This is a genomic window from Streptomyces sp. NPDC042364, assembly GCF_056437585.1.
In genome coordinates this window covers 49,154-70,976 of record NZ_JBWKAJ010000028.1, presented here as the reverse complement: position 1 = coordinate 70,976, position 21,823 = coordinate 49,154, and the positions used below count along the sequence as shown (strand labels likewise).

17 protein-coding genes and 1 pseudogene are annotated in these 21,823 nt (G+C 72.8%); 6 read left to right on the top strand and 12 right to left on the bottom strand.

The genetic code is table 11. The features are described 5' to 3' along the window. Positions 1-68: 68 nt before the first annotated feature. From AC067N_RS35370 to mgt, 4 genes are all read right to left on the bottom strand, one after another. Positions 69-509 carry a hypothetical protein gene (locus AC067N_RS35370; protein WP_478683040.1) on the bottom strand — a complete coding sequence of 147 codons (441 nt, stop codon included), beginning with the start codon at positions 507-509 and terminating at the stop codon, positions 69-71. After that, positions 502-822: a hypothetical protein gene (locus AC067N_RS35365; protein ID WP_478683039.1), complete on the bottom strand. Its 321-nt coding sequence runs from the start codon at positions 820-822 to the stop codon at positions 502-504. The genes AC067N_RS35370 and AC067N_RS35365 overlap by 8 nt, the downstream gene beginning before the upstream one ends. Before the next feature lie 76 nt (positions 823-898). Then, positions 899-1,855, bottom strand: coding sequence for a CDP-alcohol phosphatidyltransferase family protein (locus AC067N_RS35360; protein WP_478683038.1), 957 nt, complete (start codon positions 1,853-1,855; stop codon positions 899-901). 245 nt (positions 1,856-2,100) lie between these two features. Beyond that, the gene (gene mgt / locus AC067N_RS35355; protein ID WP_478683037.1) at positions 2,101-3,294 is read right to left on the bottom strand and encodes a macrolide-inactivating glycosyltransferase; all 1,194 of its coding nucleotides are present in this window, start codon (positions 3,292-3,294) and stop codon (positions 2,101-2,103) included. Positions 3,295-3,820: 526 nt separating this feature from the next. Between mgt and AC067N_RS35350 the strand changes: the two genes are divergently transcribed. Further along, a complete protein-coding gene (locus AC067N_RS35350; protein WP_478683036.1) occupies positions 3,821-4,684 on the top strand; it encodes a phosphotransferase enzyme family protein in 864 nt (287 codons plus the stop codon). A 9-nt stretch (positions 4,685-4,693) separates the two neighbouring features. Here the strand turns inward: AC067N_RS35350 and AC067N_RS35345 are convergent, their stop codons facing one another. The 3 genes from AC067N_RS35345 to AC067N_RS35335 all read right to left on the bottom strand — a co-directional run bounded on the left by AC067N_RS35345 (position 4,694) and on the right by AC067N_RS35335 (position 7,327). Continuing rightward, positions 4,694-5,161, bottom strand: a complete 468-nt coding sequence (locus AC067N_RS35345; protein ID WP_478683035.1) for a GNAT family N-acetyltransferase — start codon at positions 5,159-5,161, stop codon at positions 4,694-4,696. Between the two features lie 42 nt (positions 5,162-5,203). Then, positions 5,204-5,929 (bottom strand): exonuclease domain-containing protein, encoded by a 726-nt coding sequence (locus AC067N_RS35340; protein WP_478683034.1) that lies wholly within the window; start codon positions 5,927-5,929, stop codon positions 5,204-5,206. A gap of 159 nt (positions 5,930-6,088) precedes the next feature. After that, on the bottom strand, positions 6,089-7,327 hold the full coding sequence (locus tag AC067N_RS35335) for an SAV2148 family HEPN domain-containing protein (protein ID WP_478683033.1): 1,239 nt from the start codon (positions 7,325-7,327) through the stop codon (positions 6,089-6,091). A gap of 300 nt (positions 7,328-7,627) precedes the next feature. On the opposite strand from AC067N_RS35335, the gene glgX reads away from it, so the two are divergent. The 3 genes from glgX to AC067N_RS35320 all read left to right on the top strand — a co-directional run bounded on the left by glgX (position 7,628) and on the right by AC067N_RS35320 (position 13,559). Further along, positions 7,628-9,757: a glycogen debranching protein GlgX gene (glgX, locus tag AC067N_RS35330; protein WP_478683032.1), complete on the top strand. Its 2,130-nt coding sequence runs from the start codon at positions 7,628-7,630 to the stop codon at positions 9,755-9,757. A 78-nt stretch (positions 9,758-9,835) separates the two neighbouring features. Next, on the top strand, positions 9,836-12,169 hold the full coding sequence (gene treY / locus AC067N_RS35325; RefSeq protein ID WP_478683031.1) for a malto-oligosyltrehalose synthase: 2,334 nt from the start codon (positions 9,836-9,838) through the stop codon (positions 12,167-12,169). A gap of 112 nt (positions 12,170-12,281) precedes the next feature. After that, a complete protein-coding gene (locus AC067N_RS35320; RefSeq protein ID WP_478683030.1) occupies positions 12,282-13,559 on the top strand; it encodes a M14 family zinc carboxypeptidase in 1,278 nt (425 codons plus the stop codon). A 34-nt stretch (positions 13,560-13,593) separates the two neighbouring features. Here AC067N_RS35320 and AC067N_RS35315 read toward each other — a convergent pair whose 3' ends face one another. The 3 genes from AC067N_RS35315 to AC067N_RS35305 all read right to left on the bottom strand — a co-directional run bounded on the left by AC067N_RS35315 (position 13,594) and on the right by AC067N_RS35305 (position 16,095). After that, entirely contained in the window at positions 13,594-14,001 is a 408-nt protein-coding gene (locus AC067N_RS35315; RefSeq protein WP_478683029.1) for an SSI family serine proteinase inhibitor, read from the bottom strand. Continuing rightward, positions 13,998-15,350 carry a M14 family zinc carboxypeptidase gene (locus tag AC067N_RS35310; protein ID WP_478683028.1) on the bottom strand — a complete coding sequence of 451 codons (1,353 nt, stop codon included), beginning with the start codon at positions 15,348-15,350 and terminating at the stop codon, positions 13,998-14,000. Before AC067N_RS35310 ends, AC067N_RS35315 begins: the two co-directional genes overlap by 4 nt. Before the next feature lie 193 nt (positions 15,351-15,543). Beyond that, positions 15,544-16,095 (bottom strand): FHA domain-containing protein, encoded by a 552-nt coding sequence (locus AC067N_RS35305; protein ID WP_478683027.1) that lies wholly within the window; start codon positions 16,093-16,095, stop codon positions 15,544-15,546. Between the two features lie 215 nt (positions 16,096-16,310). Between AC067N_RS35305 and treZ the strand changes: the two genes are divergently transcribed. Beyond that, positions 16,311-18,056, top strand: coding sequence for a malto-oligosyltrehalose trehalohydrolase (gene treZ, locus AC067N_RS35300; protein ID WP_478683026.1), 1,746 nt, complete (start codon positions 16,311-16,313; stop codon positions 18,054-18,056). A 444-nt stretch (positions 18,057-18,500) separates the two neighbouring features. Here the strand turns inward: treZ and AC067N_RS35295 are convergent, their stop codons facing one another. Both AC067N_RS35295 and AC067N_RS35290 read right to left on the bottom strand, forming a co-directional pair. After that, a complete protein-coding gene (locus tag AC067N_RS35295) occupies positions 18,501-19,442 on the bottom strand; it encodes an aminoglycoside phosphotransferase family protein (protein ID WP_478683025.1) in 942 nt (313 codons plus the stop codon). A 49-nt stretch (positions 19,443-19,491) separates the two neighbouring features. Next, a complete protein-coding gene (locus AC067N_RS35290) occupies positions 19,492-20,661 on the bottom strand; it encodes a M24 family metallopeptidase (RefSeq protein WP_478683024.1) in 1,170 nt (389 codons plus the stop codon). A gap of 390 nt (positions 20,662-21,051) precedes the next feature. Here AC067N_RS35290 and AC067N_RS35285 point away from each other — a divergent pair. Further along, positions 21,052-21,808 (top strand): annotated as a pseudogene (locus AC067N_RS35285) (metallophosphoesterase). Positions 21,809-21,823: the final 15 nt, after the last annotated feature.

The following is a 21,823-nucleotide window of genomic DNA, read 5'->3' as shown; positions in this document are numbered from 1 at the left end:
AGGCCAGCAGCCCTCTTGCAGGACCGCGAAAGACATAACGGGGCGCCTCATGACCGGCGCGAGGACCTTCAGGAGCGGCGGCGCCATGTGTCGTTGACACCGGGGACGATGGTTTCGTACGAGTTCAACATCCGGATCGTACGGCCCCGCGTCCGCTCCTTCATGTACGGGAAGGCAGTCTCGACAAACCCGTCGGCGTCCAGGAGCGACTCAAGAATGTTGAAGTGGACGGCGCCACGCACGGACTCCGAGGAGTGGTCCACGATCCGCTCCACGAAGGCGAAACACCGCGTCAACAGGTCCGTGTCGGGAGCGGAACTCTTCAACTGTGGCAGCAGCACCGGTCGCCAGACGCAGTCGAGCAGCAGGGGATAAAGATCGAGTACGGCATCCTCGGTCAGCACTGCCCGCTGTGCGGGCATGGCATACATCTCCGCGATGAAGTCGGCGCTTTCCGGAATCAATTCAAGCAGCAGGGACGGAACGTCCTCGACCCTGACCTCACTCATCTCGCACCTTTCGTTTCCAGTGTTCGGTGACCTTCAGTTCGCGGCCGTAGGCGTCATAGGCAGCGCCAGCCTCCAGGCAGGTCGCCTTGGTCCCGTTGTGGCTCTTGAGCGCCGCGGTGGCGGTGGCGTCGCCCTTGACCGGCGCGGTGCCGTACGCTCCGCCGTCGTAGGCGGTGCGGACGTCATCGATGATGTCCTCGGCACGGTTGACGGCCGCGTCACAGGCCTTGGCGGCGGCGATGTCGCCCACGACATCGCCGGTGGAGACGTGGTCCACGATCGGCCCGGAGCGCCGGGCACAGTCCTCGCGCACCTGCCGATTGTGCTCGCGTCGCGCGGGGCCGGGGTGCGAGAACGCACCCCGGCCCCGCGCTGCGCCGTTCGGGATGTCAGGCCGCCCTGGTGACCGGCTCGGTGACGGTCTCGCGGTCGAAGGAGTCGATCGTGCGGGTGAAGTCCCGGGTCGACAGCAGCAGTTTGTAGATGATGGCCAGTTCGAAGACGAGGAGCAGGACGCCGGAGGCGATGGTCGCCGGCAGTACCGAGTCGAGCAGCGGGCCGATCATGAAGACGCCCATCTGGAACTCGATACCGCTGATCAGATGGGGACGGACCCGGTGGCGCAGCAGGAAGGACCGTACGCGCAGATAGGCCGGGAAGCGGCGGCGGAACTCCTGGTGGAGGTCGACGACCTGGGCCTGCGGCGCGGACTGGACGGCCTCGGCGGTCACCGTGCGCAGGTCCTGCTCGATGTCGGCCTCGGGGTTCTCGCGGAGCAGGTCCTCCATGAAGGCGAGTTCGCGCTCGTTCTCGGCGCGGCGGGCCTCGCGGAGCCGGGCCTTGATCTGCTTGCGCATGGTGTGCCGGACCTTGAAGGTCTCCAGGGAGTTGATGTAGCGCAGCGCGTCGCAGCCGATGATGGCGGCGGCGAGCCAGATGTAGAGGGTGTCGCCCGTGCGGTGGTACTGCCCGGCCATCAGGGCCACCGCACACGCCGCCACCCGGATGCGGTCGAAGACGAAGTCGAGCCAGGCGCCGAACACGGAGCCCTGGCCGGTGAGCCGGGCGACCTTGCCGTCCATGCAGTCGAGGATGAAGCTCAGGTGGTAGACGACGGCGCCGGCGATCAGCCAGCGCCAGTCGCCGAGGGCGAAGAAGGCCGCGGACACCAGGCCGAGCAGGAAGGCGCCCCAGGTCAGCTGGTTGGGCGTGATCCTCGTGTACTTCGCCGTGAGCCGCACCAGCGGTGTGGCGACCGGGTCGACGAGGAGCACGGTCCACCAGGCGTCACGCTTCTTCTGCGTGACGCGGCGCACCTCTGCGAGGTCGGGTATGTCTCGGCGCATGGGTCAACTTCCTGGCGTTCGAAGTGAGTTCAATGCCAGCTTGGGAGCCGTTCACCCGAGGTACAAGAAGTGCCGAGTGCAACCTTTCGGAAGGGGTAACGGTCGTACCCGGCAACAGGATCAGTGCGCTCACCTCGCAGGGCGGGCGTTACCCGAGCGTTATGAAGCGACCGGACCGTTACCTAAATTGCGCCGAGACTTCACGGTAGAAACGCAACCGTCCCGCTTTCTCCCGCATCGTCGGACTATCGACCGGTCCCGAGTGCGGCCTCGATGAGGTCGGCGGCCCGCGCCGTGCCCCCCTCCCGCACCATCTCCTCCTGAACGTCCTTGAGCCGGCGCGCCACTTCGGCGTCGTCGACGAGGGAGAGCACGGCCTCGCGCAGGGTGTCGGCCGTCGCCTCCTCCATGGGCAGGTGCCGGGCGACACCGAGGGACTGGAGCATGGCGGCGTTGCCGAACTGGTCGACCGCCTGCGGTACGGCGACCATGGGCGTGGCGGTGGCGAGACCCTCCTGGCTGCCGCCCGCGCCCGCGTGGGTGACGAAGGCGTCGGCCTGCTCCAGGACCGCGAGCTGCGGCACCCAGTCCCGGACCTCCACATTGGCCGGGACAGCGCCCAGTTCGGCCGGGTCGACGTGCCGGCCGACCTGGAGCACCAGGTGCCAGCCCGGCAGATCACCGAAGGCCCTGACGCACTCGCGGTAGAAGCCGGGCTGCCGGGTGAAGGCCGAGCCGAGGGAGACGAGGAGGACCTTCCCGGCGCCGGCGGGGCGCCGCCAGCCGCCCTCTGCGGAGCGGTCGCCCCGGCAGGCGCCGACGAAGGTGTGGCGGGTCTCGTCGACCCGGTCCGCGTGCGGCTGGAGCGCCTTGGGGATGAGGACGAGGGAGCGGGCGGGGCGGCCGACGAACGCGTCGGGGTGCTCGGTGATCCCGTTCTCCTCCAGCCAGGCGCGGAAGCGGGCGTAGTACGCCTTGCCGCGCTCGGTCTTCTTCGGTTCGGCCCACATGGGTTCGGCGACCTCCTCCTCGTAGCCGTCCCAGGCGACCAGGTTCGGGGAGAGCGAGATCGCCTCGACGCCCCATCGGTGGGCGAGGACGGGTGCGGGGTAGGCGGTGATGTCGTGGAGTACGAGGTCGGGTTCGTCGCCCTCGTACGCCGCGGCGAGCTGCGGCAGGGCCTGGATCGCATCGTCGAGGAAGGGCTCCACGTTGTCGAGCAGTCCGCTCCCCCAGGCCGAGGGGTCGTCGTCGGGGCCGGGCAGCGTCGAGTGCCACAGCCTGGGCTCGGCGCCGGTCGCGGCCACCTTCTCGGCGAACGCCGGCGGGATCGCGTAGGTGACGCGATGGCCGCGCGCGACCAGCTCCCGGATGACATCGAGGCTCGGGTTCACGTGACCGTGGGCGGCGATGGAGAACATGGCGATGTGGGAGGTCATGCGAAGACCCTAAACGAGACGAGACGTCTCGTGCAACTTTGTTTTCGGCGCTCAGCGCTGTTGGCGGGCCAGGACCAGGCTTCCGTCCTCCTCCAGGCGCTAGCGCAGTTCGTCGAGGCCGACGGCGCCGCTGTAGTACTCCTGGAAGGCGGGCGTGGCCACCTCGTCCTTCCACTCCGGTTGACTTGCACCTCGGGCTGAAGCCCGAGGATTCTGGCCTTCTCGACTTGTTGCCGTGCCTCCCCCAAGCTCTCACCTACGTTCGAGCAGGGGGTGCCCCCATCGCGCCACGGGGTTCGGTCGGGAATCCGTGGCTTCCTGTTTCTTCGCGCTGCGCCGGGATCGCTCCTGGTCTTACCGGCGCTCCGCAGGCCGAGACCGCCAGTGTGAGGACCTGACAGGCCGTCAAGGCACCGCGCACACGGTCCTACCTGTGTGAATGCGAGACTGAGCCCGGAATGGCGCGAACCCGACCTCCCACGGGGGAGCGCCGGCCGTACGGACAGGGCGGACACGGAGGCGACGGATGGACGAGGCACGGGCGCGGGACGTACTGGCGGCGTCGGGTGTGCTGCCCGGTGCAGCCGGGGACGCACGGCTGCTCGCGCTGGGCGAGAACGCGGTGTTCGCCGCCGGTGACCTGGTGGTCAAGGTGGGCCGCGACGCCGAGCTCCTCGACCGGGCGCGGCGTGAGCTGCGGATCGCGGCCTGGCTCGCCGAGGCGGGCGTACCGGCGGTGCGGGCCGCCGAGGCCGAGGCGCTGCTCGTGCAGGGGCACCCGGTGACGCTGTGGCACCGGCTGCCCGACTCCGTACGGCCCGCGGGCGCCCGGGATTTGGCCGAACTGCTGCGGCTGGTCCACGCGCTGCCCTCCCCCTGGGTCGACCTGCCGCGCCGGGACCTGCTGGGCGGTGTCGAGCGCTGGCTGCGGCTCGCGGGCGACGCAGTCGACCCGGCCGACGCGGCGTATCTGCGGGAGCGCCGGGACGGCTTCGCGGCGGCCTCGGCAGCCCTCGTGCCCCGTCTGCCGCCGGGCCCCATCCACGGCGACGCCCTCCCCCGCAACGTCCATGTCGGGCCCGACGGGCCGCTCCTGGTCGACCTGGAGACCTTCTCCGGCGATCTGCGCGAGCACGACCTCGTCGTCATGGCGCTCTCCCACGACCGCTACGGGCTGCCGGCCGAGGAGTACGACGCCTTCACCGCCGCCTACGGCTGGGACGTGCGGGAATGGGAGGGCTGCTCCGTGCTGCGCGGCGCCCGGGAGACGGCCAGCTGCGCCTGGGTGGCCCAGCACGCGCCGAGCAACCCCGGGGCGCTCGCCGAGTTCGAACGCCGGGTCGCCTCGCTGCGGGACGGGGACGAGACCGTGCGCTGGTATCCCTTCTGACCGGGGAGGTCAGCTCAGGGTGAGGGCCACTTCGTCGATCTCGGCCTGCCTGTCCAGGGCGAAACCGCGGTCATGGCCGGTGACGACGAAGCCGCACTTCTCCAGCACCCGGATCGAGCCGGTGTTGTCGGCGGCCGCGTGGGCGTACAGCGGCCGGTCCGGGACGAGGTCGACGAAGGCCCGCAGAGCCGTGGTGGCGATACCCCTGCCCCAGTGGGCCCGGTCGATCCAGTAGGTGACCTCGCGTTCGTCCGGCGGGCCGAAGACCGCGACATGACCGACGACCGCGTCGCCGGCCAGGATCGTGCGCTGCACGATGCCGGCGTCGGCACGGATCCTCGCCCAGTGGGCGTCGAACGCCGCCCGGTCGTAGTGGTGTTTCCCGGTGAAGGCGGCGGCCTGCCGCGCCTCCGGGTCGGACTGGTGCGCCCAGAAACGGGGCACATCGCTGTCCTGGATCTCGCGCAGTGAAATCATCCGGCTGTTCACTCCCCCTGGGTGGGTGGCCGGGTGGCCGGTCTATCGGACCGATTCGTCCGCGGGCTCGCGCAACGGCCAGGTCGCGTCCACCACCGCGTCCGCGTTGCCCTTGCGGCGGAGGAAGTCCTGGAAGTCGGCCGCCCATTCCGCGTACCACTCGATCTGACGGCGATGGAGCTCGGCGGGGCCGAGGGCGGCCACCTTCGGGTGGCGGCCGGCTATGGCGCGGGCGAGCCGCGCGGCTGCCAGGGCGTCGGCGGAGGCGTCGTGCGCGGCGTCGAGAGCGACGCCGTACTCGGCGCAGACCGCTTCGAGATTGCGTTTGCCCCGGCGGTAGCGGTCCACCGAGCGGTCGATGGTGTACGGGTCGATGACCGGTGCGGGGTCCTGGCCGCCCAGGCGGTCCCGCAGGGACGGCAGGCCGTGGCGGCGCAACTCCGCGGAGAGCAGGGTGAGGTCGAAGGCCGCGTTGTACGCCACGACGGGGACGCCGGTCTTCCAGTAGGAGACGAGGACGTCGGCGATGGCGTCGGCGACCTGGTCGGCCGGTCTGCCGTCGGCGGTCGCGCGGGCGTTGGTGATGCCGTGCACCGCCACCGCCTCCTCCGGGATCTCCATGCCCGGGTCGGCGAGCCACTCCCGGTGGCCGACCGGCTCCCCGTCCTTGACCTCGATCACCGCCCCGGTGACGATGCGCGCCTCGCGCGGGTCCGTCCCGGTGGTCTCCAGGTCGAAGCCGATCAGCAGCTGCCGGTGCCAACCCATGCTGGCCCCCCTTCTCGGTGGTGCTTTCCCCCAGTGGTCACCACCATCGCATGCGCCACTGACAATCCGAGGACCGCGTTCCGCTTGTCGTCGCCCGGCAGGCGCTCCGGGGGCCGGTGAGAAGGCCGGTACAGGCCCGGCGCGGGGGCGCGGCGCGGGTCATGACACCGGGCGCGAGTCGGCCCAGGCCACTTCGAACTCCTCGCGGTATGTATCGAAAAGCCCGACTTCGCCGTTCTCGTTCGCCTTGAGTACCCGGTGGCCGCCGCGCAGCACCAGCACGGGCGCCTCCATGCCGCGGGCGCGGCTCAGATACGTCTGGACGACGGCGACGCCGTCCGAGCCGTCGCCGTCCACGAGATAGGCGGTGAAGCGGGGCGTCTCGTCGTAGACCTGGATCTCGAAGGCGCCAGGGTCGCGCAGCCGGGAACGGACCCGGCGCATGTGCAGGATGTTCATCTCGACCGCCCGGCTGAGTTCGCCCCGCTTCATGCCGAGTTCGCGCTCCCGGCGCTTGACCGCGCTGGAGGCCGGGTTGAGGAACAGCAGCCGGACACGGCACCCGGACTCGGCGAGCCGGACCAGCCGGCGCCCGGAGAAGTTCTGCACCAGCAGATTGAGCCCGATACCGATGGCGTCGAGGCGGCGGGCGCCGCCGAAGAGGTCCTCGGCGGGGAACTGCCGCAGCAGCCGCACCCGGTCGGGGTGGACGGCGACGACGTCCGCGTACCGGTCGCCGACGAGGTCCTCCACCGCGTCGACGGGCAGCCGGCGCGCCGAGGGGACGTCGCTGCCCGCGCCGAGTATCTCCAGCAGCTTCGCCGAGGCCCGTTCGGCCTGGGCGAGGACGGCCTCGGACAGGGCCCGGTTGCGGGAGACGACGTTCCGGGTGACCTCCAGCTCGTCGAGGGCCAGCTCCACATCGCGCCGCTCGTCGACGTACGGCTCGAAGCAGGGCCAGTGCTGGACCATCAGCTCGCGCAGCTGGGGCAGCGTGAGGAAGCTGAGGACGTTGTCGTCGGCCGGGTCGAGCAGATAGCCCTTGCGGCGGCTGACCTCGCGCACCGCGACGGCGCGCTGCACCCACTCCTGGCCGGCGGGTCCGGCGGCGGCCACCACCCAGTCGTCGCCGTGGACCGGCTCGTAGACGGGGCGCAGCACGGCGGCCACGACGGCGCGCAGCCGCTGTTCGACGAGGTTCAGCCAGATGTAGGCGCGGCCGGCCCGCTGGGCGCGCGTACGCACTTCGAGCCAGGCGTCGGCGTTCCAGTCCAGTTCCGGACCGATGGATCCCGTCTCCATCGGCCGTGCCAGGGACACCGCGCCGGGTGGGACATCTGTGGAGTTCCCCTCGTGACCCTCGTCACCAGGAGGCAACTCCAGCCCTCCCGAGCCCACCCACGCACCGCCTTCCGCTCCCCCGAGCTTCACCCCTACTCAACGATCAAGGAAGGGTACTCCGGGAGCGGGTGGCGGTGCAGCCCGATGGACAGGTCGTTTCTCAACCCCCGCATGTCTCACGGGGGTTCCGCTTCCCGGAGGTGCCGGAGTGGGCCGATTCATATCCCCGGCCCCGAAGGGGGGTGAGGCACGACCCTGCGGCAAGAAAGACATATGCCGTCGATGCCTCCCCACTTTGGGGGAGACTCCCTTCGACGGTCGCCCCGGCGGCGCGCGACAACGGGAAGAGTGGTGTCCATGCAGGTCTGGCCGGGACAGGCGTATCCGCTCGGTGCCACATACGACGGCGCCGGCACCAACTTCGCGGTCTTCTCGGAGGCCGCGGACCGAGTCGAGCTGTGTCTGCTGCACGACGACGGCTCCGAGACGGCGGTGGAACTGCGGGAGACGGACGCGTTCGTACGGCACGCGTATCTGCCGGGCGTGATGCCCGGGCAGCGGTACGGATTCCGTGTGCACGGCCCTTACGCACCGGAGCGCGGGCTGCGCTGCAACTCCGCGAAGCTGCTCCTCGACCCGTACGCGCGTGCGATCAGCGGCTCGGTCAGCTGGGGTGAGGAGGTCTACGGCTACCACTTCGGGGCGCCCGACGAGCGCAACGACCTGGACTCCGCCCCGCACATGATGACGTCGGTCGTGGTCAACCCCTACTTCGACTGGGGCGACGACCGGCGGCCCCGCACCGAGTACCACCACACGGTGATCTACGAGGCCCATGTCAAGGGCCTCACCATGCGGCACCCGGGGCTCCCCGAGGAACTGCGCGGTACGTACGCCGCGCTCGCCCACCCGGCGGTCATCGAGCACCTGACGGAGCTGGGTGTCACCGCGCTGGAGCTGATGCCCGTCCACCAGTTCGTGAACGACCACCGGCTGGTCGACATGGGCCTCAACAACTACTGGGGCTACAACACGATCGGCTTCTTCGCCCCGCACAACGCCTACGCCTCCTGGGGCGACCGGGGGCAGCAGGTGCTGGAGTTCAAGTCGGCGGTACGGGCGCTGCACGAGGCCGGGATCGAGGTGATCCTGGACGTGGTCTACAACCACACGGCCGAGGGCAACCACCTGGGTCCGACGCTGTCGTTCCGCGGCCTCGACAACCCGTCGTACTACCGGCTGACGGACGACCCCCGCTACTACATGGACACCACGGGGACCGGTAACTCGCTGCTGATGCGGTCCCCGCACGTCCTCCAGCTGATCATGGACTCGCTGCGGTACTGGGTCACCGAGATGCACGTGGACGGGTTCCGCTTCGACCTGGCCGCCACCCTGGCCCGGCAGTTCCACGAGGTGGACCGGCTGTCGTCGTTCTTCGACCTGGTCCAGCAGGACCCGGTGGTCTCCCAGGTGAAGCTGATCGCCGAGCCCTGGGACGTGGGCGAGGGCGGCTACCAGGTGGGGAACTTCCCGCCGCTGTGGACCGAGTGGAACGGCAAGTACCGGGACACCGTGCGGGACCTGTGGCGCGGCGAGCCGCGCACCCTGGCCGAGTTCGCGTCGCGGCTGACCGGCTCGTCCGACCTCTACCAGGACGACGGTCGGCGCCCGCTGGCCTCCATCAACTTCGTGACCTGCCACGACGGCTTCACGATGCGGGACCTCGTGTCCTACGACCACAAGCGCAACGACGCCAACGGCGAGGAGAACCGGGACGGCGAGAGCCACAACCGGTCGTGGAACTGCGGGGCCGAGGGCGAGACGGACGATCCCGAGGTGCTCGGACTGCGGGTCCGCCAGATGCGGAACTTCATCGCCACTCTGATGCTCTCGCAGGGCGTGCCGATGCTCAGCCACGGCGACGAGTTCGCCCGGACGCAGCGGGGCAACAACAACGCGTACTGCCAGGACAACGAGCTGTCGTGGGTGCCGTGGCCGTCCGAGGGCGACGGTGAGGGGGCCGACGCCTTCGCGGATCTGCCGGCCTTCACCCGCGCGATGGTCTGGCTGCGCAAGGACCATCCGGTCTTCCGGCGGCGGCGGTTCTTCCACGGGCGGCCCGTGGAGGGCACGCACGACGAGCTCTCGGACATCGCCTGGTTCACCCCGGAGGGCCGGGAGATGACCCAGCGGGACTGGGACTCGGCCCGGGCAGGGGCGCTGACCGTGTTCCTCAACGGCAACGCGATCTCCGAGCCGGGCGCGCGCGGGGAGCGGATCACCGACGACTCGTTCCTGCTGATGGTCAACGCCTCGGCCGAGCCGCTGGAGTTCGTGGTGCCCGTCAACCACGGGCGGCAGTGGCAGGTGGTCGTGGACACGGGGCGGGACGACGCGGTCCCCGAGGACGGGCCGAAGGTGGGTGCCGGGGAGCGGGTGACACTGGTGGACCGGAGCCTGGCGGTGCTGCGGCGGCCGGCCTGAGGCCCCACAGGCCGAAAGCGGCGGGCGCCCTCGCGTGTCTGGCGCTCCAACCGCCGTCGGGCGGGTACGTAGGTCCTTATGACTCCTGTCGTGCCTTCCGCCACCTACCGGCTTCAGCTTCAGCCCTCGTTCCCGTTCGCCGCCGCGGTGGACGCCGTGCCGTACGTCGCCTCCCTCGGGGTGTCGCATCTGCATCTGTCCCCGGTGCTGGAGGCGGTGCCGGGGTCGGGGCACGGCTACGACGTGGTCGATCACGGGCGGGTGCGGGGCGAACTGGGGGGCGAGGAGGGGCTGCGGGAGCTGGCCCGGGTGGCCCGGGAGCACGGGCTGGGGCTGGTCGTGGACATCGTGCCGAACCACATGGCGATGGCGCCCCGGCACAACCGGCCGCTGTGGGAGGTGCTGCGGGAGGGGCCGGGGTCGGCGTACGCGCGGTGGTTCGACATCGACTGGGAGGCGCGGGGCGGACAGGTGCTGCTGCCGGTGCTCGGGGGGCCGCTGGGTGACGAGATCGAGCAGTTCGTCGTGGACGGACAGGAGCTGCGGTACTACGACCACGTCCTGCCGCTGCGGGAGGGCACCGAGAAGCTGCCGCTGCCGCAGCTGCTGGACGCGCAGTGGTACCGCCCGGTGTGGTGGCGGCTGGCCCGCACGGAGCTGAACTACCGGCGGTTCTTCAGCATCTCGGAACTGATCGGGGTGCGGGTGGAGGAGCCGGAGGTGTTCGCGGCGACCCACGCGAAGATCCTGGAGCTGCTCCACGAGGGCGTCGTCGACGGGCTGCGGGTCGATCATCCCGACGGCCTCGCCGACCCCGACGCCTATCTGCGCCAGCTGCACGAGGCCACCGGCGGCCGGTGGACCGTCGTCGAGAAGATCCTGGCGGACGGCGAGGCGCTGCCGGCGGCGTGGCCGGTCGCGGGAACCACCGGGTACGACGCGCTGCGGCACGTCGACGGGCTGTTCACGGACCCGTCGGGGGCGGACGAGCTGCTGGGCCGGTACCGGCGGTTCACCGCGGCCCAGCCGGACCGGGGCGGCGACTGGGCGGCGACCGTGCGGCGAGCCGCCCACCAGGTGCTCGCCCACGAGCTGGCGGCGGAGGTGGACAGGCTCACCCGGGTGGCACACGGGCTGTGCGAGCGCTCCCAGGAGCTGGTGCTGCGCGACCGCGCGCCGTGGGCGCTGCGCACCGCGCTGTGCGAGCTGCTCGTCCGGATGGAGGTATACCGGCCGTACGCCTCCGAGGACGCCTCCCTGGTCGTCACCGAGGAGGCCGCCGCTCAGGCGCGTACGGCGTTCGTGGTGCCCGAGGAGGCGCGGGCGGTGGACGTCGTACGGGATCTGGTGCTGGGGCGGTTCGGGGACGGGCCGGAGCAGGTGGAGTTCCGGACGCGGTTCGCGCAGACCTCGTCGGCGCTGCGGGCCAAGTCGGTGGAGGACACGGCGTTCTACCGCTACGTGCCGCTGCTGTCCGCGAACGAGGTGGGCGGGAATCCGGGGAGCCCGGCCGTCTCCCCCGCGGACTTCCACGCCTACTGCGCGCGGGTGCAGCGGGACTGGCCGGTCACCGGGACGGTGCTGTCGACGCACGACACCAAGCGCAGCGCGGACGTCCGGGCGGCCATCGCCGTGCTCGGCGAATGCCCCGAACGGTGGGCCGGCACGCTGGCGGAGGTGACGCGGGACGGCGCCGGGGTGCCGGACGCGCAGCTGGCGTGGGCCGCGTGGCAGACGGCGTTCGGTCTCGGGCCGGCCGAGGCGGAGCGGCTGGAGGGCGCGCTGCTCAAGCATGTGCGGGAGGCGGGGCTGCACACCTCCTGGACCGAGCAGGACCCGGAGTACGAGAGGGCGGTCGCCGAGTTCACGGCACGGGGCCCGGCGGTGGACACACGGGTCACCGAGCGGCTGCGGGCCGAGCTGGAGCCGTACATTCGTGCGAACGCTCTCGGTGCGGCCCTGGTGCAGCTGACCATGCCGGGCGTGCCGGACGTCTACCAGGGCACGGAGGGCGAGTACCGGGCGCTGGTGGACCCGGACAACCGGGCGCCGTTCGCCCCGCGGGACGGGGAGTCGGACAAGCACCGGGTCACCGTGGCCGCGCTGCGGCTGCGGCGGCGACGGCCGGAGGTGTTCGGGGACGCGGGGACGTACGTGCCGCTGGCGGCGGACGGGCCGGCGGCCGGGCACTGCGTGGCGTTCGCGCGGTCGGGCGCGGTGGTCACGGCGGTCACACGGCTGTCGCTGCGGCTCGCCGAGGCCGGGGGCTGGGCCGGCACCCGGCTGGCCCTGCCGGCCGGGCGGTGGGCCGATGCCCTCGGCGGGGACCTGGAGTTCACGGGCGAGGTACCGGTGGCGGAGCTGTTCGAGGTGCTGCCGGTGGCCCTGCTGGAGCGGGTCGGCGCAGAGTAGCGGCGGGTCCCGCACCGGGTCGCCGTGAATGCCCCTGGGCGCCCCTGGGAACCGCCCCGTGCGCCGACGGACACTGCATGCATCCCCGCACGCGATCCTGTCGGGTACGGGGATGCCGATGCAGGTGGACTGGACGGGGGTGGGTCTGCTGTTGGAGTGCGGTTATCCCACGGTGGCGGAACTTGAGTCGCGGGCACGGGAGTTGACGGTCCACCGGCCGAACCTGTGCGCCCTCAGAAGAATCGGTGTCTCACGGGCCGGCCGGCCGCTGCGGCTGCTGTCCGTCGGCCATGCGAGACGTGCCGTCCTCGTCGTGGCGGGCGCCCACGCCAACGAGCCGACGGGCGGCTCGACGGCGCTGGCGCTCGCCGAGCGCGTGGCACGGGACCGGGCGTTGCGGGCCGGTGTCTCCTGGCACTTCGTGCTGTGCGCGGACCCGGACGGGGCGAGCCTGCACACGACCCCTTCGCCGCGCACCCTCCTCGACTACCACCTGGGTTTCTTCCGGCCGGCCGGGCCCGAGCAGCCGGAGTGGTCGCCGTCGGTGCTGCCGCCGCACCGGCTGCCCCCGGAGACGCGGGCGCTGCTGACGGTGCTGGACGAGCTGCGGCCGTATCTCCAGGTGACCCTGCACGGCACGGATCTCGGCGGCAGCTGGGTGCAGCTGACGAAGGACGTGCCGGGACTGGCGGAGCCGTTCGCCAAGTCGGCGGCGGAGCTCGGCATACCGGTGGAGACGGGCGCCTCCGACGCGGCGGGCTGGCCCGCCTCCGGCCCCGGTGTGTTCGTGCTGCCGGGCCCCGGGCACGCCGCGTTCCCGAGCCTGCCGGACGACGCGCGGCACAGCACCTGGTACCACGCCCACCGGTACGGCGGGCTCACCGCGGTCGTCGAGGTGCCGATGTGGGCGAGCGACCTGATGGACGACACCGCCCCGCACCCGGCCCCGGCGCAGGCGCTGCGAGGGCTGGCCCGGCGGCTGCTCGACGAGGCGGGCGAGGTGGAGCGGATCCTCGGCGAGGCGCTGCCCCGGCTGCCGGGCCCGGAGGGTCCGCTGCTGCGGGCCGCCCGGTGGGCGCTGGCGCTGGTGCCGGGGCTGGCCCGGGACCTGGTGGCGGGGCCGCCGCCGGATGTGTCGAGGGCGTACGTGGGCAGTGTGGACGCCTTCGGACGCCGGCTCCCGCTGCGTGCTGCGGCGATGCTGCGGCGGGTCCTGGCGGACGCCGGCGACCCGGGGGCGGCGCTGCTGGAACAGCTCGTCGGCGAGTGGTGCGACTCGTTCGCCGACCGGTTCCGCGCCCGGTGGGTACCGGTGCGGGACCAGGTGGAGCACCAGGTGCGGACGGTGCTGGCGGCGGCCTCCCATGCGCGGGGGGACGGGGGGCCCTGACGTCGGTGCCGCCCCGCGCCCCCTCGGGGCGCCGTCAGCCGGACAGGGCGAACACCGATCCCGTACGGGCCGTCATCACGCAGCCGTTCGCGAAGGTGTGGTCGTACTCGACCGGCCGGCCGTTCCACTCGCCGCGCGCGGTGACGCGGACGGGGGCGTAGATCTGCGCGCACATGCCGTTCCGAAGCGGGATGCGGGCGATGTCGCCACCGGCGCCGGTCAGTTCCGCGCAGGCCTCGGCCGCCCGGGCGTGGCCCCGGGGCGGGTCGCACAGCAGCAGGGCGCCGCGGATGTGGCTGGACCGGGCGTCGCCCGTGGTGACGGTGAGGTGGAGCCAGTTGGCCGGGAAGGCGGCCTGGGCGGGGGCGGAGGCGCCGACGGTGAGGAGGGCGAGGGCCGCCAGCAGGCCGCCTCGTACGGCGTGGAGGGTGGTGTTCGTCATTCCCGGTGCATCGGCACGGCAGGCTCGGAACTCCATTCCGGCTCACCCGAACGGGAGTCGGCGGGCGGGTCCCCGGGGCCGGGTCCGCCGTGTGCCCGCCGGACGGCAAGCTCGAAAGCGGCGAGGACGACTCGGGTCTGGTACTCCGTCTGGCGGGCCACCGGGATCCAGCGGGCCCCGTAGCCGTCGCGGTAGTCGGCGCACCACTCGTCGAGGAGCCGGTTCAGCTCGGGCAGCGCGCCCGCCGGGTCGTGTCCGGCGCGGGTCACCAGCTGGTGCAACAGGCCGGCGGTGCGCAGGGCGACCCGGCGGCCGGAGAGGGCGAGGGTGGTGAGCCGGGCGGTGTCGAGCGGGGGCAGGGGGCGGTCGGTGCCGTCGTGGACGTCGGGGTCCCAGGCGTCAGCCAGGCCGGGGCCGACCAGTAAATAGTCGTCGACGGGGGCGAGGAGCGGGGCGGCGTCCGGGGCGCGGCTCACCGAGGGGCGGACACGGGCGAGGATGCCCTCCAGCAGCCGGGTGTCGCGGCGCAGCGCCCGGCTGACGGTGCGCAGGACCGCGTGTGCGTCGGGCGAGGACGAGCCGTCCTCCACGGCGGCCACACCCCACATGGGTGCCTCGACGACGGCGGTGCAGGTGCCGTAGTGGTGCGGGTGGTACCAGGTGGACTCGACGGCGGCCTCGGTGATGGCGGCGGCCAGGTCGCCGCGGCGCGGGGGCGGGATGCGGTAGACGGCGGGGCCGAGGCGCGGCCAGTACAGGGTGTCGTACGGGCTCAGTTCGCGGGGTACGGCCAGGCGGGCGGCGATCCTGGTGACCCGCTCGGCGAGGCCGGGCAGGTCCCGGGTCAGCTCGACGAAGCCGCCGCCGATGTCGACGCCGTGCAGCGAGCACTGGAAGAAGGGGCGCAGCTCGTCCTGGAGGTCGAGCAGGGCGCGGGTCTCCGGCAGGGCGGCGGCGGCCGCTCCGTCGGGCAGCCACTCGGGCTGTTCGAGGAAGCCGGGGCGGAAGAAGTGCCGGAAGTAGTGCCCGAGGGTGTAGGGGCCGGACAGCCAGCCCTCGTTGCGGCGGGAGCCGTCGGGGTCGAGGCAGAGCAGCAGGTTCCAGGTGGTGTCGGCGTCCTCGGTGAACCGGGGGTCGGCCAGGGCGCGTTCGGCGAGCCGGAGGACGGTGGCGCCGCCGACGGGTTCGTTGGGGTGCGGGCCGGCGACGACGAGGGCGTGGCGGGTACCCCGTCCGACGGACAGCAGCCACATCGGAGTGCCCGCCCGTGAGGTGCCCACGCGGCGCAGTCGCGCGCGGTGCGGATGCCGGGTGACGAGAGTAGCGGCGCGGGCGGCCAGCTCGTCCACGGTCGGGTAGCGGAGGAGTGGCGGCAGGGCACACCTCCCCGGAATGTGAGGCCGTCGGTTCACCTGGTGTGCATGGCGTACGCACAGTCAGTCATGGCCGAGAACGTACGTCAACACTCCGGAACGGAAGCCATGTTGGGAAACTCACTCCGTAAATCCCAGGCCAGAGCTTTGCGGAGGCTTCGGTGGGGGTTCATTCGGAGGAGAGGCGGAACGTCATGCGGCCGAAACCGACCTGGTCGCCGTCGCGGACGACGGCCGCGCCGATGACCCGCCGCCCGTTGACGGTGGTGCCGTTGGTGGAGCCGAGGTCGCGCAGGACCCACATGCCGCCCTGCCGGGTCAGCTCGGCGTGCACCCGGGAGACCGTCTCATGGCTGAGCCGGAGCCCGTTGGCGGGGTCGCGGCCGATGCGCAGGGCGTGACTGCTCCCCGGGTGCGGCAGCTGGAGCCTGGGCAGCCGTTCGGCCTGCCAGGCCCGGCGCAGCTTCACCCCGAAGCCGGAGACCGCCCCGACGGTGCCGAGGACCAGCCGGGACCAGCGGCTCTCGACGGGCAGGTCCGCGGTGAGCGCGGCCAGCTCGTCGGAGCGGCGGGCGGTGAGCGCCAGTTCCATGCGCCGGATGAACGTGTCGTGGGAGAGACGGCCCAGGGCGACGCCGTCACGGAGCACCCTCAGCGCGCGGTCACGCTCGGCGTCCGACAGCCGCGCGGGGTAGGTGTGGAACTCGAAAGACGACGTCACGCGTGTGATTGTCGGTCAGTGAAGCCGAGGTGTCCAGAAAACCCGTGAACGGTGACGATCCTCGGACATGGCGAAGGAGAGTGCGACGCGTGCGGCAAACGCACCGATCCGAGGGCGCCTTGATCTCGTTTGCCGCACGATGGACGGGAAGGCTCCATGACGACTCCTGACCGTCCCCCGACCATCACGACCGGCAGCCGAGGGAGAACCTTTCCGTGCAGTTCGAGGTGTGGGCACCGCAAGCCGACCGGATGACGCTCCACTGTGCGGGCGCCACGCACGCGATGGAGCGCGATCCCGGGCGCCCGGGCTGGTGGACGGCCGACGCGGAGGCGACGGACGGCACGCGCTACGGGTTCGCCGTCGACGAAGGGCCCGTCCGGCCCGACCCGCGCTCGCGCCGTCAGCCGGACGGCCCGGACGGGCTGAGCGCGGTCGTCGACCACGGCCGGTACGCGTGGCGGGTGCCGTGGGCGGGGCGCGGGCTGCCGGGCGCGGTGCTGTACGAGCTGCACGTGGGCACGTACACCCCCGAGGGCACGCTCGACGCGGCCGCCGGGCGGCTCGCGCATCTCGCCGAACTGGGTGTCACACACGTCGAGTTGATGCCGCTGTGCCCGTTCCCCGGGACGCACGGGTGGGGGTACGAGGGGGTCTCGCTGTGGGCCGTGCACGAGCCGTACGGCGGCCCTGAGGCTCTCAAGCGGTTCGTGGACGCGGCGCACGGGCTGGGTCTCGGGGTCGTGCTCGACGTGGTCCACAACCACCTGGGTCCGTCCGGCAATTACCTGCCCGTCTTCGGCCCGTACTTCACCGAGCGGCATCACACGCCCTGGGGTGCGGCGGTCAACCTGGACGCGCCCGGTTCGGACGAGGTGCGGGCGTACTTCCTCGGCAGCGCGCTGGCCTGGCTGCGGGACTACCGGCTCGACGGGCTGCGCCTGGACGCGGTGCACGCGCTGAAGGACACGCGCGCGTGCCACTTCCTGGAGGAACTGTCGACGGCCGTGGACGCGCTCGGCGCCGAGGTGGGGCGGCCGTTGTTCCTGGTCGCCGAGTCGGATCTGAACGACCCGCGGCTGGTCACCCCGCGCGCGGAGGGCGGGGTGGGGCTGCACGCGCAGTGGAACGACGACTTCCACCACACGCTGCACACGACCCTGACCGGCGAAGCGCAGGGCTACTACGCCGACTTCGCGCGGGCGGGGCTCGCCGGGCTGGCGAAGACCCTGACCGGCGGGTACTTCCACGACGGTACGTACTCGTCGTTCCGGGGCCGGTCCCACGGCCGCCCCCTGGACCGTACGCGGGTCTCCGCGCACCGGCTGCTCGGCTACACCCAGACCCACGACCAGGTCGGCAACCGGGCCCAGGGCGACCGGCTGTCCGCCACGCTCTCCCCCGGGCTGCTGGCGTGCGCGGCGGCGCTGATGCTCACCGGGCCGTTCACGCCGATGCTCTTCATGGGCGAGGAGTGGGCCGCTGCCACCCCCTGGCAGTTCTTCACCGACCACACCGATCCGGAGCTGGCCGAGGCGGTGCGGCGGGGGCGGCGGCGGGAGTTCGCCGAGCACGGGTGGGCCGAGGAGGACGTGCCGGACCCGCAGGACCCGGCGACCCGCGACCGCTCCTGCCTGGACTGGTCCGAGCCGGCGGTGGAGCCCCACGCGCGGATGCTGGCCTGGTACCGCGACCTGATCGCCCTGCGCCGGAGCAACGCCGACCTCTCCGACCCGGACCTCTCCGACGTCAAGGTCGCCTACGACGAGGAAGCCCGGTGGTTCGGCTTCCGCCGGGGCGACGTCCGGGTGGCCCTCAACCTCGGCAAGGAGCCGGCCGCGATCCCCCTCGGGACGGCCGGAGCACGCGTCCTGGCCGCCTGGGACCCGGTCGACCCCCCGGGCCCGGACGGTCTGCTGACCCTGCCCGGCGAGTCGTGTGTGGTCCTGACGGTGCCGTGACCCGACGCGGCGACGGCGGGGACGCCCGACGCCTCACGGCTGAGGGCTGACGGCTGACGCCTGACGCCTGACGCCTGACGGCTGACGGCTGACGGCTGACGGCTGACGGCTGACGGCTGACGGCTGACGGCTGACGGCTGACGGCTGACGGCTGACGGCTGACGGTGAGGACGCCCGACGCCTCACGGTTGGTGCACCCGAGGGCTGGGGCACCCGACGGCTGGTGGCTGGGGCGCCGGACGGGCGACGGTGCCCGACGGCTACCGGTCGGCGGTCGGCGGTCGGCGGTCGGCGGTCGGCGGTCGGCGGTCGGCGGCACGATGGGCCGGGGCCGGGCGGCTCCGCCGTCCCGGCAGGGGCGCGGGGAACGGCGCGAGCGACCACGCAGCCACCCGCGGTCGCCGGACCGCGCCCGCCCCCGAGCTGTGAGGCGCCCAGGCTCCCTCACTCCTCCACTCTCAGGTCCGTCACCCGCTCCAGCAGGATCGGCTCCCACGCCCGCCGCAGCCGTTCCCGCAGCGCCGGCAGCGAGGCGGCGGCCCCGCGGCCCTGCGCGGCCGACGCGAGGGCGACGACCGTGTCGCAGCGGGCCAGCCACAGGCCCCGGAGACAGGGGCGGGCGCCGTACCCCGCGAGGGTCGCCGCGCGGACGGCGGCGGGCGCGCCGACCGCCGTCGCGAGGCAGGCGATGTCCTCGGCGGGGTCACCGACCACCGCGTCACTCCAGTCCAGGACCCCGCGCACCCGCCCGTCGGGGCTGACGAGGAGGTGTTCGCCCGTCAGCGCGTGGTGGACGAGGACGGCCGCGGGCGGGGTGAGCTGCGCGGCGTTCTGCGCGGTGAGCTGCCCCAGCCGCGCCGGGTCGAACTCGTCGGTTCCGGCGAGCCGTCCGGCGGCCCGTCCCGCCGCCGTCCGCAGCGTTTCCAGGGAGCGCGGCTGCAGCCGGGGAACCCCGAGCGCATCCGCCTGCCGCAACGGCACCTCGCGCAGGCCGGTGAGAAGCCCCGCGAGGTCGTCCTCGCCGACGGCGGACACGTCGTGCACCGGGGCGGTGGAGCCCGGGATCCGCGTGTCGAGGGTGTAGGTGAGGCCGCCGGACCACTCGCCGTGCGCGACACTCACCGGGACGGCGACGCCGACATGCGGACGGACCAGGTCGCGCAGCCGCAGCTCGCGCAGCTGCCGTACGACGGCGTGCCGGTCGGGGGCGAGGCGCAGCACATGGCGGGTGCCGACCCACCAGGCGCACCGCCCGCCCTCCTCGGCGACGGGCCGTACGTCGGGGCCGTCGCCGCCCTTGCCGCCGGTCTTCCCCTCGCCGTTCCGCGTCAGGGAACGGACCAGTCGGCGGACGGTGTCCGCGGTGGGTGTCGGTGCCTGGGTCATGGTCGCGCCGTTGTCGTCCGAAGGGAAGGTGGGTGGGGGCTCCTAGGGGTCAGTCCACTATCGCCAGGTCGCGCGGGGTGGCGTTGAGGCGTCGCCCGCCGTCCTCGGTCACCGTCACGATGTCCTCGATCCGCACCCCGAAGCGGCCCGGCAGATAGACGCCGGGTTCGACGGAGAAGCACATGCCGGGCACGAGGGGGCGTTCCTCGCCCTCGACCATGTACGGCGGCTCATGCGTGGTGACGCCGATGCCGTGGCCGGTGCGGTGGATGAAGCGGTCGCCGTACCCGGCGTCGGTGATGACGGCACGGGCCGCCCGGTCGACCTCCTGGCAGGCGACACCGGGCCGGACCGCGCGGAAACCGGCCTCCTGGGCGGCGCGCACGAGGTCGTGCACCTCGCGTTCCTCGGCGTCGGGCTCGCCGACGTGGACCGTGCGGGAGGTGTCGGAGCCGTAGCCGTCCTTGAGGCCGCCGAAGTCGAGGACGACCATGTCGCCGTCGGCGATGACGCGGTCGCCGGCCTCGTGGTGGGGGTTGGCGCCGTTCGGCCCGGAGGCGACGATCGTGAAGTCGACCTGGGAGTGCCCGAACCGGCGCAGCAGGTCGGCGAGATCGGCGGCGACCTCGGTCTCCCGGCGCCCGGCGAACCGCACCCGCCGGATCTCCTCGTACGCCCGGTCGGCGGCCGCGCCCGCCGCCGCCATCCGCTCCAGTTCCGCCGCGTCCTTGACGGCCCTCAGCATCGGCAGGGCCTCGGACAGCCCGACGTACGCCGAGTCCGGCAGCCGTCCCTGCAAGCCCAGCAGGTGCAGCGCCCAGGTGTTGTCGCTGACCGCGAAGCGGCCGCGGGGCCCGAGGAGGGGCACGGCCGCGTCGTAGGGGTCCTTGCCGTCGGCCCAGTCGCGCAGGCCAAGCGCGGGGCCGCCGGGTGACTCCTCGGCGTCCGGGGCCTCCAGGGCGGGCACCACCAGCACAGGGTCCTCGCCGTCCCGCAGCACCAGCAGCGTGAGCCGCTCGGTCTCCGGCGGCCGGTATCCCGTCAGCCACACCAGGTCGGGGCCGGGCGCCACCAGCAACCCGTCGAGGCCCGCCTCGGCCGCGGCGCGCGCCGCCCGCCGCATCCGGTCGCGGTAGTCGTCGACGGTGAAGGGCGTCAAGGGGGCGGGCGGGGCGTCCGCGGACTGTGGCGCGGACCCTTGGCCAGACGTGCCGGTCATCCATGCCTCCGGGTGCTCGGAGTTCCCTGGGTCAGGGCGCAGCACGCCCTACGGGCAGCATCCTGCCCGTCCGCCGCAGCGCGCGCGAGCCCATTGCCGCATGGCGCCGACGCTCATGCGCTCCCGCGCGCCGGGCGCGCGGTCAGGTCTCCGGGACCGACCGGCACCGAGAAGCAGCAGGGCGCAGCCCGACATCGGGCCGCTCGGGCCGCGGGGCGGCAAGCGGCAGGCAGGCGGCAGGCGGCAGGCGGCAGGCGGCAGGCGGCAGGCGGCAGGCGGCAGGCGCAAATGACCCCGCCCCCTAATGGTTGCCGATTGCCCATCCGTTAGAGCTAATGCTTAGATTCCCCTGTTCCATTAAGGCAGTGGGCCCAAGGGAGGCGTACGGCGATGCTCGTACTCGCGCACATCAGTGATCTGCATCTGGACGGGACGGAACGGGCCACCCGCCGGGCCGAGCGGGTGCGCGACCTGCTGTGGGGCCTGCCGGGTCCGGTGGACGCGCTGCTGGTGACGGGGGACATCGCGGACCACGGCACGGAGGCCGAGTACGAGGAGGCGGCACGCCTCCTCGGCCTGCGGGACCGGGACGCCCCCCTTCCCGGTGCTCACGTGCCCGGGCAACCACGACAGCCGGGCGCCCTACCGCAAGGCGCTGCTCGGCGAACCGGCGGCCGAGGGACCGGTCAACAGCGTGCACCTCTTCGACGACGCGGCGGTGCTGATGTGCGACTCCAGCGTTCCGGGGCGGGACGAGGGCGAACTGGACACGCAGACGTACGCCTGGATCGAGGAGACCCTCGACGACCTGGACGGCGACCGGCCGGCGCTGCTCGCCTTCCACCATCCCCCGGTGGCGCTGCACCACCCGCTGCCCGACGCCCACCGGCTGGGCCGTCCCGCCGCACTGGCCCGGCTGCTGGAGCGCCGGACGGAGATCGCGGGGATCGTCACCGGACATGCCCACGCGCCCGCGGCGACGACGTTCGCGGGGCGGCCGCTGGTCGTCGGCCCGGGGGTGACGTGGACGCTCCGGCTGCCCTGGGAGGGCGACCGGGCAGCGGACCGGGAGGCACCGCCCGGGCTGGCGTTCCACGTGCTGGACGACGAGGGCCGGCTGACGAGCCACTTCCGGGTGGCCCCGTAGAGGCCGGGCCGCCCG

What these genes read in the sequence shown, in the direction of transcription:
- AC067N_RS35370 (WP_478683040.1), bottom strand. Translation starts at nt 509, where the DNA reads ATGAGTGAGGTCAGGGTCGAGGACGTTCCGTCCCTGCTGCTTGAATTG.
- glgX (WP_478683032.1), top strand. Translation starts at nt 7,628, where the DNA reads ATGCAGGTCTGGCCGGGACAGGCGTATCCGCTCGGTGCCACATACGAC.
- AC067N_RS35340 (WP_478683034.1), bottom strand. Translation starts at nt 5,929, where the DNA reads ATGGGTTGGCACCGGCAGCTGCTGATCGGCTTCGACCTGGAGACCACC.
- AC067N_RS35290 (WP_478683024.1), bottom strand. Translation starts at nt 20,661, where the DNA reads ATGACCGGCACGTCTGGCCAAGGGTCCGCGCCACAGTCCGCGGACGCC.
- AC067N_RS35315 (WP_478683029.1), bottom strand. Translation starts at nt 14,001, where the DNA reads ATGACGAACACCACCCTCCACGCCGTACGAGGCGGCCTGCTGGCGGCC.
- AC067N_RS35360 (WP_478683038.1), bottom strand. Translation starts at nt 1,855, where the DNA reads ATGCGCCGAGACATACCCGACCTCGCAGAGGTGCGCCGCGTCACGCAG.
- AC067N_RS35295 (WP_478683025.1), bottom strand. Translation starts at nt 19,442, where the DNA reads ATGACCCAGGCACCGACACCCACCGCGGACACCGTCCGCCGACTGGTC.
- AC067N_RS35320 (WP_478683030.1), top strand. Translation starts at nt 12,282, where the DNA reads ATGCCGATGCAGGTGGACTGGACGGGGGTGGGTCTGCTGTTGGAGTGC.
- AC067N_RS35345 (WP_478683035.1), bottom strand. Translation starts at nt 5,161, where the DNA reads ATGATTTCACTGCGCGAGATCCAGGACAGCGATGTGCCCCGTTTCTGG.
- AC067N_RS35350 (WP_478683036.1), top strand. Translation starts at nt 3,821, where the DNA reads ATGGACGAGGCACGGGCGCGGGACGTACTGGCGGCGTCGGGTGTGCTG.
- treY (WP_478683031.1), top strand. Translation starts at nt 9,836, where the DNA reads ATGACTCCTGTCGTGCCTTCCGCCACCTACCGGCTTCAGCTTCAGCCC.
- mgt (WP_478683037.1), bottom strand. Translation starts at nt 3,294, where the DNA reads ATGACCTCCCACATCGCCATGTTCTCCATCGCCGCCCACGGTCACGTG.